General features: G+C 67.2%; 9 protein-coding genes. 3 read left to right on the forward strand and 6 right to left on the reverse strand.

The window, feature by feature from the left end:
- Positions 1 to 53: 53 nt before the first annotated feature.
- Positions 54 to 1,979, forward strand: coding sequence for a GmrSD restriction endonuclease domain-containing protein (locus tag CP969_RS31700; RefSeq protein WP_016823765.1), 1,926 nt, complete (start codon positions 54 to 56; stop codon positions 1,977 to 1,979).
- Positions 1,980 to 2,005: 26 nt separating this feature from the next.
- On the opposite strand, the gene CP969_RS31705 is transcribed toward CP969_RS31700, so the two are convergent.
- Positions 2,006 to 3,121 carry a hypothetical protein gene (locus tag CP969_RS31705; protein WP_144055231.1) on the reverse strand — a complete coding sequence of 372 codons (1,116 nt, stop codon included), beginning with the start codon at positions 3,119 to 3,121 and terminating at the stop codon, positions 2,006 to 2,008.
- Positions 3,122 to 3,392: 271 nt separating this feature from the next.
- Between CP969_RS31705 and CP969_RS33345 the strand changes: the two genes are divergently transcribed.
- Positions 3,393 to 3,563 (forward strand): hypothetical protein, encoded by a 171-nt coding sequence (locus tag CP969_RS33345; RefSeq protein WP_016823763.1) that lies wholly within the window; start codon positions 3,393 to 3,395, stop codon positions 3,561 to 3,563.
- A gap of 184 nt (positions 3,564 to 3,747) precedes the next feature.
- Here CP969_RS33345 and CP969_RS31710 read toward each other — a convergent pair whose 3' ends face one another.
- Positions 3,748 to 4,854 carry a PASTA domain-containing protein gene (locus CP969_RS31710; RefSeq protein ID WP_016823762.1) on the reverse strand — a complete coding sequence of 369 codons (1,107 nt, stop codon included), beginning with the start codon at positions 4,852 to 4,854 and terminating at the stop codon, positions 3,748 to 3,750.
- Positions 4,855 to 5,273: 419 nt separating this feature from the next.
- Positions 5,274 to 6,674 carry an ATP-dependent nuclease gene (locus CP969_RS31715; protein ID WP_016823761.1) on the reverse strand — a complete coding sequence of 467 codons (1,401 nt, stop codon included), beginning with the start codon at positions 6,672 to 6,674 and terminating at the stop codon, positions 5,274 to 5,276.
- 65 nt (positions 6,675 to 6,739) lie between these two features.
- On the opposite strand from CP969_RS31715, the gene CP969_RS31720 reads away from it, so the two are divergent.
- Positions 6,740 to 9,079 (forward strand): nSTAND1 domain-containing NTPase, encoded by a 2,340-nt coding sequence (locus CP969_RS31720; RefSeq protein ID WP_016823760.1) that lies wholly within the window; start codon positions 6,740 to 6,742, stop codon positions 9,077 to 9,079.
- A 234-nt stretch (positions 9,080 to 9,313) separates the two neighbouring features.
- Here the strand turns inward: CP969_RS31720 and CP969_RS31725 are convergent, their stop codons facing one another.
- The 3 genes from CP969_RS31725 to CP969_RS34345 all read right to left on the reverse strand — a co-directional run bounded on the left by CP969_RS31725 (position 9,314) and on the right by CP969_RS34345 (position 11,960).
- On the reverse strand, positions 9,314 to 9,820 hold the full coding sequence (locus tag CP969_RS31725; protein WP_223887134.1) for a hypothetical protein: 507 nt from the start codon (positions 9,818 to 9,820) through the stop codon (positions 9,314 to 9,316).
- Between the two features lie 172 nt (positions 9,821 to 9,992).
- Positions 9,993 to 11,819, reverse strand: coding sequence for an alpha/beta hydrolase (locus CP969_RS31730; RefSeq protein WP_026084709.1), 1,827 nt, complete (start codon positions 11,817 to 11,819; stop codon positions 9,993 to 9,995).
- Between the two features lie 9 nt (positions 11,820 to 11,828).
- Positions 11,829 to 11,960, reverse strand: a complete 132-nt coding sequence (locus tag CP969_RS34345) for a hypothetical protein (RefSeq protein WP_016823757.1) — start codon at positions 11,958 to 11,960, stop codon at positions 11,829 to 11,831.
- Positions 11,961 to 11,983: the final 23 nt, after the last annotated feature.

An 11,983-nucleotide genomic window follows, 5' to 3' on the forward strand; every position in this document is an offset into this window, starting at 1 on the left:
GTCCGGCGGCGGATATCGTGTGTGCCGTAGATCACTCGCAGGCTGGGGGCAGCATGGGGCTGGCAAACGAAAAGATCATTTCTCAGGTCGAGAACCTGCTGCAGGGCAGGGTCGTCATTCCCTCCATCCAACGCGACTTCGTCTGGATGAGGCCCGACGTACGTGATCTTTTCGATTCCCTCTATCGGGGCTACCCGGTCGGCGCCCTACTGCTGTGGAAGACCAACCTGACGGTCCCCTTCAAGACGGCTGCCGTCGTCCAGGCCGACAAGTCGGCACACCAACCTCTCTACCTGCTGGACGGACAGCAGCGGTTGACCTCCCTCGCCTGGGTATACCAACCGGAGTCGAAGGCTGACGGTCGACTCATCGATCTGCGCTTCGACGTGCGCACCGAGGAGTTCGTCAACCCGAGCGCCGTGCAGCGCAAGGATCCGTTGCTGATCCCGGTGTCGACCCTGCTGCAGGAGAACGTGCAGTTCTACCAGGTTCTGCGCAAGGCCGAAGTGTCGATGGACGATCCGGACTTCGACGTGTGGGTGCAGCGGTTGCAGAAGGTGAACAACATCCGGCAGCACCAGATCGCCGTGATCACCTACGAGTCCGACGACTACGAGGAGGTCGCCGAACTCTTCGCCCGGCTGAACAAGGGCGGCCGACGGCTGTCCAAGGGCGATCTCGTGTACAGCGCCATCGCGGCCCGCTGGGCCGACGGCCTGGACACCATGGACTCCTTCCACCAGGAACTGCAGGACAGCGACTTCGCTCTGAACAGGGAAGCCGTCCTGCGCCTCACGAGTCTCCTCGCGGGGACCGGCGCCCACCACATCAAGCTCATCGGGGCGGACGTGGACGAAGTCGCGCTGAAGGAGGCGTGGCAGGCCACCGAGAGAGCTTTGCGCTTCGCCGTCGACTTCCTGAAGGGCGAGTGCTCGATCCCCCGGTCCGAGGTTCTCTCCTCGCCGAACGTCACGATCGTGCCCGCCCTGCTGCTGCACCACCGGGACGGCAAGCTGCGTCCGGGGGAGGCCCAGCTGCTGCGCCGCTGGGTGTACACGGCGATGGCGTTCAGCCACTACTCGCTGCAGGTCGAAACCAAGCTCGATGCGGAGGCCAGGCTGATCAAGTCCCGTGCGGGAGAGGACCTGTTCGCCGAGCTCATCCGCCGGGCCTCCGGAACCCGATCCCGGGACAGCGCCCTCCACCCGAGGGACATGGAGCAGAAATACTCCACGCATGCCTTCTTCAAACTGCTGTACATCGCCGCACTGCGGGGCACGGCGCGGGACTGGGCGACCAACATCGCCATCAGCGACCAGCCGATGAACAGCGGAGCCAAGATCGAGTTCCACCACGTGTTCCCGCGCGCCCGGGTCCAGGGGACGTACGCGAAGGAGGAGTGGAACAGCCTCGCCAACCTCGCCTTCGTCACGGGTCAGACGAACAAGATGATCTCCTCCAGGCTGCCCGTCGAGTACATGGCGGAGATCGCGCCGGAGCGCTTGGCCGAACAATGGATCCCCGGTGATCCGGAGCTGCGGTCCCTGGACCGCTTCCCCGACTTCCTGGCCGCACGCAGGAGCTTGCTGGCCAACGTCCTCAACGAGCTGTTGGGTCTTCCTCGTCATGACGGGCAGGCCGCCCACCGGGACACCGATGAGACGCCCGCCGACGAGGAGTTGATCGCGGAGGATCCGGCCGCGCCCGTGCTTGTCGGGGCGGAAGTCCAGGCACTTCGCACGGAGCGGGGTGTGGAGATCCACGCGGTCTACGAAGGCCGACGCGTCGATGCCTACTACGACCCCTCGTCCCGCACCGTGACGATTCCCTCCGGTCCTGGCCGCGGCGAGTACGAGTCCCCCAGCGGAGCGGCACTGGCCCTGGTGCGGGCCCTCAAGCCGCACGTCAATCCGAATCGGAACGGATGGAAATTCTGGACCGTCACTGCCACGGGACAACTCCTGCAAAGCATTCGGTAGCGGAAAGCCCGTCTGCTCCGCCCCGGCTATTGACCTCCCCGCTTGTGAGGTCTGACGTAAGTGTGTCCCTTCGGCAGTTTGTGGGGGCCGGCGAGACCGGCACTCCGATGAGCCTCGGTGTACGCGGCTCGAGCCGTATCGCTGGCCTGCTTGCCCAAGTGCTCGATTTTCATTAGGTGCCCGGCCACGCCGTGCTGGGAGGAAGTGCTCGGCAGCTGTACGACTCGCTGCTTCTTCGGCTGGGGCAGCACGAAGGGCGTGTAGCAGACGAGGCGTACCGTCCTCTCACCCGGACGGGCCGGGAAGTGGAGAACCCCGTCGGCCGCGCAGCTTCCCGTCTGCCACGTGAGGCGCTTACGGCTGACGAGCCCGTTCACCGAGGCCCGGACGGCTTCGCTCGAGCACTGTTCTGACGTGCCGCGGCTTCGAACGTTGCGAACCAGATTCTCCATCGGCAGGAGCGCGCGGCCCGCCTCGTCGAGATAGCCGAGCTTGCGGATCGTCTCCTGCACCAATACGTCGAGTGAGGAGGCGGTGTCGACTCGACTGTACGTCAGGCTCGTCGGGAGTTCCCGGGCGATGATCCGGGGGTCGTACTCGTAGAGGAACCTCTTCTGCGCGATGAGGACAGGACGTTCCAACGGGGTGAGGGACAGACGCAGTCGGCTCCGGTCCAGCTTGGCCGTGACCCGTGTGCCTGGCATGACCTCCGTCCGGGACCAGTGGACTCCCCGGAGGTGCTCTTTCGTGATCCTCTTACGGAGAGAGGCCAGCAACACGGTGGGAAAAGCACGACCGTCGTGAAGATGTACCACTTTCGCCGTCCGGATCCGACGTGCGGCCTCTGCGGGGAACGGACACTGTCCGTGGTCCAGGTGACGCCGGCGAATCACGAACGTCCACTGGAGTTCGGAATCCGTCTCGACCACGTCGTGGGGTTGGCCCGGGTCCTGCTGTTGGATCACCACCACCTGGTCGGGTCCCGGCGTCTCCGCACCTCCGACGCTGTCAGGCGTCGGGGCAGTGGGCTCAGCTGTGGTCCGGGGTTCGTGGGCACTGGTAGCGTTGGCGAGTTTCTGCCGGTGGCAGTCCGTGCAGTGGGCGAGTTTTCTGCCCGAACTCGTAGTCTTGATGGCGATCACGATGTCCGTGATCGTCCGTTGGCACTGACTGCAGGAGAAGGAAACGGGTGCGGAAAGCCGCTGCAGAGTCCAGCGGACATGGGTACGTGTGCTTTCAAGTATCTCCGCACCTTGGAACTGCGATTCTTGAGCGCTCATGATCGGTCCCTCCTGTCGCACGAGGTGCGTCGTGCCTCAAACTGACCCGATGGTCCTCGGTGTACCGCCTGCCGACGCCGGTTGCAGAGGCGCCATGGACGGTGATGACACTGCATCACCGGAGGGCTTCTGGATGTCCGTGGGATTGGGCCGCGGCGGGGTCGTGCTCTGCAAGAACCCCAACGCCACCTCCGCCACTTTCACCGACGTCGCGTTCCGTGGCACCGGCGAGCCCTCAAGGCCCATACCCGACAAGCGGTTCTACGCGGGCCTTGCCGACGCCTTCGTCTCCTGGACGCGGTAATGAGGTCCCGCTTCGCCCTCGGACCTGCTCGTTGTACGTCCAGTCTCCCAAGCCAGGTCGACTCGTGCCACGTGTTCATCACATCCGTTCGATGCGCGGCTCCCTTCGCGCGACCCCGTCCAGGGACGGTTCCGGCAGTGCCCGGTCAGCCCACGGACCAACCGGGCACCCCGGGCGCGAGGGTTCAGGAGCGCCAGCGGTTGCGGCCGTCGGAGCCGGGGCGGCAGACCATGGGAGTTCCCGCCTTGGTGACGCCGGTTGCTCCGGACGGGGAGCAGAACGCGCCGGGGTGCACGGTGCCGGCGCTGCCGCCCCCGCTGCCGCCGGTGGATCCGCTGGACGACGAGGAGCCGCCCCCCGTCGAACCACTGCCCCCGGCGCCGCTGTCGCGGTCCTCGTCGTGGTCGGGGTCGTTGGCCGGGATCTTGTAGGTGGTGTCCTTCGCCCCCGGGCAGCCCTGGACGAGGTCGGCGTCGGTCCACCGGCCGAGGTCGAGGCGGACCGTGGTCGTGAAGGTCACCCGGGCGTCCTCGTCGGGCCGTTGGAAGCACACCCGCCACTCGTCGCCGTCCTCGGCGGCCTCCTCGGCCGTGGGGGTGTCGATGTCGAGGTACACGTCGTCGAGCGTGACACGGTCGAGGTCGATGCCGGCTTCCTCCAGCTCCTCGACGGCCGAGGTGTAGGTGTCGCCCACGACGTCCGGCATCATCGGCCACGGCAGCGGGCCGCCGTCCTCCTCGGGACAGGGCTCCCCGGTCTTGACGGCCGCGAAGTCGATGGTCTTCGCCAGCGCGTCGACCTGCTGGAAGCACACCCTCCAGCCGGACCGCACGACGATCGCGCGGTCTTCCTCGGCCGCATCATGGCGGCCAGGGGTGAACCCCGCGGAGCGTGCGGCCTTCTCCGCCTCGTCCAGGGGCCTGCCCGTGTAGTCGGCGGCCTTGAGAACCCGGGACGAGGCAGGTGCAGGTGACGACGTGGTCCCGGCGCTCGGGCCGTCCTTGTTCTGCGCCTTGGCGTCGGGCTCGTCCGTCCCGGCGTCGTCGAGCTGTCCGCCCAGGCCCGCACCGACCGTCAGCAGCACCAAGGCCCCGAACGTGGCGCCGAGCCTGGCGAGCCGGCGCCATGACGGCAGCACCCACACCGCCACCATGGCGGCGATCATCACGAGGAAACCGAGCGCGAAGCTCAACGAGCCGAGCAGGGCGACCAGGGCCAGGAGGCCGAGCAGGGCCGGGGTGGTCCTCCACCAGGGGGAAGACGGCGGCGGGGTGGTGTTGTACGGGTTCATGGGTGCTCTTGTCCTCCTGGAAGGGATTGGCCGGTCTGGCCGGTAAGGGACTGAGTCGGGCCAGTCGGGACCGTCGTGCGGGGTGGGAGCGGGCTGCGAGGCCGGGTGCCGGAGTGCGTCGGTAGGGCCCGAAGCGCCAGGTGCAAGTGGCGTTTCCAAGCGGTACGGGCGGGGTGGGACTACCGGGGAGAGGGCATAAGGATCAGCCCGAATCGATGCATGGTGGGCGGAAGTTAGCAGTTGGAGGGCCAGGGCCGGAAACGCGCTGGTTCCGTGGTTGACGGTCTTCGGGTGGACCGCGGATCCGGATGGTCGGCCTGCATGCCCTGCGCCGCGTCAGCCGGCCGAGCCGACTCCGCCCACGCCCCTGTCGAAGCTCGAGCCCCGGCGCCCGGCTCCGGGACAGCGAGGAGGAGTTGCTACGTTCGGGACATTGGATGCCCTGCCATGGCCCGCACGTTCTCCAGCAGCGCGTGAAGGTGTGCCGGTTCGCCACCGGCAGTGCGTGCGGCCTCGGCGTAGGTCGGTACGTGCTTGCCGTCGACGTAGCCGGTCCCCTGCTTGATCAACTCCTGGCGGCGGACGTTCCATGCGGGCCAGTAGTCCCTGAGGTGGGTTTCGAGGTCGTCCTCGAAGACGGTGTACTCCGCTTCGGACACGGTCGTGGGCCGTGGAACGGCGGGTGCGCCCAGGTAGCCGAGGATCCGCATGTTGGTACCCGCCGCCTGCCGCACCTTGTTCTCGTTCTGCGCGTTCTTCGGCCCGGTGTCCGCGTCGAACACGAGGTGGCAGCGCACACCCAACCCCGTGAGGATGGCGTGGCAGAGGATCATGTTGTCCTTGCCCTCGGCGTTCATCACACAGATGCCTTCGGCCCCGAGGCTGAATCCCTGACGCTCGGCGAAGGCGAGGAGGACACCTTCGTCCGTGACACCCTCGACCAGGACGGTGACGTCGGCGAACAGCGCCTCCGCGAGGTCCTTGACGTAGCGGGTGGCCCCTCGGCGTGCGATCGACTTCTCGTCCACGTGCCCGTCGAGTGACTTCCGCAACTGCTCCTCGGTGAGCGCCCGCAGACGTACTTCGGGGTGATCGCCGCCTGTGGTGCGGTACAGCCGGCGGACCTGCTGGTAGTCGCTCGGGTCGATGAACACCGGGCTGTGCGTCGCGTACATCACCTGGGTCTGGTCCTCGGCCGACTCGACCAGACTGCGCAGTACCTGCGCGAAGACCCTGGTCTGTGCCGGGTGCTGGAACAGTTCGGGCTCCTCGATCGCGAGGCACAGGGAGCGCGTGCCGCTCTCGGGCCGGCGGCACTCCGAGAGGTACCTGAGCGCGGCGATGATCAACGCGCGCTGGAACCCGTGCCCTTGACGCCGGACCGGGGTGAGGGCCGCTCCGTCGCGGATGCTGACGGCGAACGCGGTCCGGGTCCGCTTCGGGACCTGGGCGGTCGGAGTGACGATGACGTCCCGCCCGGTGGTGAACCGGCCGACCTCTTCGGACAGGGCGCCGGACAATCTGGCGAGCACGGGCCCGTAGATCTCCTCGTGCACCTTGTCGCGGGCCGCTTGGGCGTCCTCGTCGATGGCCGTGAACTGTGCTTCCGCCTCCGAGCGGTCCACCGCGTGCTCGAGGATCCGGCCCACCACGGACACCTTGTTGTCGTCGGTCTCCTCGTACGTCCGCAGGTCGGCGGAGATGAAGACGAAGTCGATCAGCCTGCCGAGAAGCCCCTGGCCGGCGAAGCCGAAGAAGCGCGTGCCCTCGACCTCGGCTTCGGTGAGCTGGTCGCGGTGCGCCGTCTCCCAGGAGCGCATCGCCGCTTCGGCCTGGTCCCAGCTGCGGACGGCGGGTCTGGGGCCGTCCGCCCGCCAAGGTGGTCATGAGTCTGGCGGGGCGGGACCCGAGCGGGGCCAGCCTTCTGGTCTTCTACTTCGGAACCCTGGGACCGGCGGCCCGCGCGGAACTCGCCGCGGGATCCGACCGCCTGCAGTCGTTGCTGGTCGTCGACGACGCAGCTCTGGCCTACCTCGCCGCCCGCGGCAACCGGCAGGTCAGCACTGCCACACAGACCCTCCTGCCGTTTTCCGGCGTCAACCCGTACATCCGGGAGAAGCGTGGACGCATCGGCAGGGAGATGTTCTACGGGCGGGACGCCGAGCGCCAGAGCGTCCTCGACCCGCGCGGCACACAGGTCATCTTCGGCGGCCGAGGTCTCGGTAAGTCCGCTCTGCTGAGTGATGCCGGGGAGCGCTTCATGGAACAGCGCCCCGGGTTCCACCAGTACGTGTACCTCAACCTGGACCAGGAGAACATCGGCAAGGGCAGCTCCCTCGGGCCGAAGGAGCTGTGGAGTGTCCTGGACCGGGAGCTGACCGAGATCCAGGTGCTGGGCCGGCAGCAGGGCAGCCGCAAGGCGCCGAGGGGAGACCGGTCCGAGCGGGTGAGGGCGGGGATCCGGTCCTGGCTCGAGGGTGACTCCCGGAGACGGCTGCTGATCCTGCTCGACGAGTGCGACCAGTTCTTCGAGGCGGACGCCCCCCGTTTCGACCAGACCAAGAAACTGAAGGGACTCGGATCCGACACCAAGGACCGGGCCAAGGTCGTCTTCGCCGGTCTGCACTCCGTGCAGCGCTTCTCCAAGCTCGCGAGCAACGGGCCGTTCGGGCACCTCGCACAGACACCGAAGGTGATCGGTCCTCTGGCGCCGCAGTTCGCCGCCGACCTTCTGGTGGAGCCGATGCGGGCGCTCGGATTCGAGTTCGAGGACGTGGACCTCGTGAACCGGGTGCTCGGATTCTGTTCGTACCAGCCCTTCCTGCTGCAGATGTTCGGACACCGCCTGGTGGAGGTGATGCACCGCAAGCGGGCGCGGCGTGGGACGGGGGGACCGCCTTTCACCGTGGAAGTGGCCGACATCGAGACGGTGGAGTCGGACACCGCTCTCAGAACGGGGATCTCGGCGGCCTTCAAGGAAACGCTCAGCCTGGACCACCGGTACGACGTGATCGCCAACGTCCTGGCGTACCACGCGCGGCATCGCGGGCTGGAAGTGCGTCTGAGCGACGCCGAGCTGCGTGAGGAGTGCGAGACCTGGTGGCGGAAGGGCTTCGAACAACTCGACACCGAGGGCTTTCGGGCCTACCTCTCCGAGATGGTGGGCCTGGGCATCCTGGCACCCAACCACGACGGCCAGGGCTGGCACCTGCGCGGGCCCAACGCACTGCGAATGATCGGCACCTCCCATGAGGTGGAAGCGCGTCTGCTACGGGCCGAACAAGACTGCAAACTGGAAGAGAGCATCGTGCTGGAAGGACGGCCGGAGCTTCCCGATGGACGCTCTGCTCCTCTGACGATCACCCAGCTCGACGACCTGCTGGGAGAGCGAGCCAATCAGACGAGGGTAGTCCTCGGCACACCGGCCACGGGGGTAATGGACGTGGGGGACACGCTGCGGACCGTCACCAAGCGCATCGACGGCTGGACCCTACCGCCCATCGGCCGGACTGGTGTCTTCAAGCAGGAACTGGTGGGTGGGCAGCCTCGTGAACGGCGGGTGATCATCAGTGACTTCGCGCGCTACCCGGTGAAGCCGGAGACCTGCCGTGACGCTGTTGAGCTCGCGGACACCCTGCTGCCCACCGTCCCGGGGGTCACACGGGCAGTCGTGCTGGTGACCGACACGGGTCAGTTGCAGCTGTGGCGTGCTCTTCTTACCGGTGAGCAGCAGGTTCCGGCGGCTCCTGTGGTGCTCCGCCGTCATGACCGACACAGCCTGCGAAACTGGGCACAGCGTCTGGGCGAGGTGTTCAACACGGAGGAACGCCTGGAGCGGCTTTATGCCGTGACCGGCGGCTGGCCCTGGCTGGTCGACCGGGCGCACCGGCTCCACACCGAGGTCGGCGACACCGACCGGGTCCTGGGCAAGCTGGCCGGCATGCTCACGGACCTCTCGGAGGCCCGTGCCTTCGTCGAGGCGACGGGCGTGCGCTCGGACGCCGCGCTCGCCGCGGGCTACCAGGCCGTGGACAAGCAGTTCCAGGGTGGCCCGGCCGACACGGAGGACGTCGTGACGGCCATCGCCTACGAGACCGGTGGGGACGAGGAGGAAGCACGGTGGGTCTTCACCTGCCTCGACGCCCTGCAGGTGTTCGACAGGGAGGAAGGCGGACGGTTGCGCCTGGAACCGCTGCTTCGGAGGTGCCTGTCCACAAGGGGGTGATCACTCCGGCCGACTCGGGGCGTTCAACATCCTGACGCAGTGCCCGCCGTCCACCATTCGTGGGGCGGTGGGCACTGCGCCCGCGGTTCACGGCCTCCGGCGTGTCACCGGTTCGGTAAATCCTTTCCGTCCGGGTGGGGCCGGTGGCCGGGCCCGGCGGCGGGTCGTCCACCCCGCTGAACGAGATATGCGCCGCCGGGCGGCCTGCCTTCGAAGGTCCGTCGTCCCGCGGTGTCAGAAGTGGTCGATCGTCTCTCCCTCGGGTACCCGGTAGCAGCCGGACGTGACGTTGATCCCCAGACTCGGTGTCGCGTCCTCGGAGTACTGGACGATCCAGACGCTGACCTTCTTCGCATCGTTGTCGGCGATCAGGTTGAGCGCCTTGTTGGGACTGTTGTCGTGGTACAGCTGCTTGGTCACCCAGCCGCCTGTGTTCAGCCTCTCCTTCAGGTTCTCCATCGCCACGTCGATGTCGCCGGGCTTCGTCGGCGCGAAGTTCCAGGGGTGGTAGACGGTGAAGTACGTCTCCGGGTCCTTGCCTTCGCACTCCTTGACGCCGGGACCGGGTTCGGACGCCTTGCCGGGAACGCCGGCGAATCGGTAGAGCTCGCTGGACACTTCCTTCACGGCGGCGACCGCCTCTTCGGTCGTCGCCGTACCGGCGTCGGGAAGACCCGCACGGGCCTCCTGAGAATTGCCGGCGGTGCTGCCGGGGGAGTCGTTGCCGTCGTTTTCGGTCATGCCACATCCGCTGAGGAGAAGTCCGGTCAGGACGAGGGCCAGGGGCAGGATCAGAGGGGAGCCGCTCCGGTGGTACGGGGTCGGCACGGGGTGTGGTCCATAGAACATGAAAATCCAAGATCTTCGTCGAGTGGGGCGGTGGCGGAACGGCGCTCGACACCGTCATGCGGTCTTACTCGGGAGTGGTCACGTAGTCGTACTTGCCGACCACTACCAGCGCCTGGTTCTTCAACGCCGTCGTGCCCCGGTTCCAGTACTCGCTGTGGCCCGTGGCTCCCGTCGTTCCCGTGGGACCGGTGCCCTCCGGACCCGTGTTCATCTGGTTCGCGCCGAAGGCCTCCTCGTCACTGGGGATGAGGAAGACGCCACCGCCGAGTCTCCAGCTGCTGCCGCCATGGCCCCATCGGCCGATGTCGGGCACGGGGTCGTCCTCGGCCTCCTGGTTCCAGATGTGCCCCTTCGGAACGTCCATCTCGTCGGCATGGCCGACCTTGACGCCGGGGCTTCCGGCGAAGATCACGTCGTCGGCGTTGAGGGTGCCGGTCTCGGCGGCGGCTCCGATGAGGGTGGTGCCGTACGAGTGCCCGATGGCGGTACGGTGCGGTTCCCCGAGGCCGGAGTGGGAAGCGTCGAGGCCGTCCATGAACTGCCGGTACGCGGGTGCGCCGTCGTAGGCGTAGTGCTCGAAGGGGGCGTCCTTGACGATCGACTGGGGCGCGTCGTAGCCGAGCCAGGTAATGGTCGAGACGGAGGCGTCTGGTGACGTCTGGTTGGTCTGACGCCACAGTTCGGTCATCCGGTTGATGTCGCCCCCGACCTTCTCCAGATTCGAGGTAGTGCCCGGTACGTACACCGCCTGGTGCTGGGCCGTGTCGGGGTTGCCGGTCGCGACGATGGCCCTGCCGTTTCCCTCCGGGCTGAAGCCGAGCAGATAGGCCTCGGGAAGCCCCTCCTTGCCCGTTTCGTCGAAGCGCTTCTGGATGGCGTCCATGCCTTTGAGGGAGGCTGTGAGGCGGCGGTAATCGTCACCGTACTTCCTGTCCCATGCCATCCATTCGTCCGTGTGGACCTTGGCCGGATACGAGCCTGCCGTGATCCACGTCCACTCGTTGGCGGGCGGCTTCGGGATCGAGTTGAGCCTGAGCTGGTATTCGGAGCGCTTCTCTTCGAACACCACGCGGTTCGCCTGGTCCCTGATCTCGGAGGGCAGGCCGTCCAGCCTTCCCCCGAGCTCGGGACGGGTGGCGAGGTACGCCTCGCGCTCTTCGGGGGCGAGCCCCTCCCACCAGTCCGCGTTCTGCTGAGGAGTGGCGTCCTTCGGTGGTCCGCCGATGGACGTCAGGTAGTCCTTGCCCGCCTCGCGGACCCCGCCCATGTCCGACTGGGCGTCCTTCAGGTCCTCGAGGGACACGGTCAGGTCGTCGTCGGCCTTCAATGCGCGGATCTTCGGCGCCCACTTCGCGTCCGCCTCCGTCGCCTCCTTGAGGGCGTGGGCGATGCGGTCCGCGATGGCCAGGGCCACGGCGTGGTGGGGGTTGGGATCGGCGTTCGCGGCCTGGCGGGCCATGGCCTGAGCCGTGGGATCGGTGAGGCTGCCGACTCTGCCGCCCTTGGCCGGCGCCTCGGATCCGTCCCGCGGCTGTCCCTCCGGATAGGTGACGCTGCCGTCCGCGTTGACGGTGAACTTCGATGCCTCCGCGGTGTCGAGCGCGGACAGGAGTTCTTTCCGGGCGGCGTCCAGGTCGTGTGCGAATTCGTTGAGCGCTGTGCTGACCAGGCCGCATTCGATCTGTGTGTAATGGAAATTGGCCGAAAGCTTTCTCAGCTCTCCGATGGCCGCTTCCAGGGCCTCGCCCTTGAGGGACTTGCGCATGCCCGCGACAACGACACGGTCGATGTGGTCCTTGGCCGTGTCGGCCATGTCACCGGCGGCACGATAGCCATCGGCAGCCTCTTCGAATTCTGAGGGCTTCAGCTTTTTCAGGGTGACGAGGTCCATGACGTCCCGTCACCGCCCCGAGTTCTGGCCGCCGACGGCGGGCGTGTCCGCGAACCGGGTGTCGATGGCGTCGAGCGCCGACCGTACGGCCTCGTTCGTCGTCAGCAGATCGTGCCCGATCTGCTCGAAAACCTTCTTCACCCTGCCACAGCGGTCATCGACGC

The sequence above is a fragment of the Streptomyces viridosporus T7A genome (assembly GCF_008704515.1).
In the GTDB taxonomy this organism is placed as follows: domain Bacteria; phylum Actinomycetota; class Actinomycetes; order Streptomycetales; family Streptomycetaceae; genus Streptomyces; species Streptomyces viridosporus.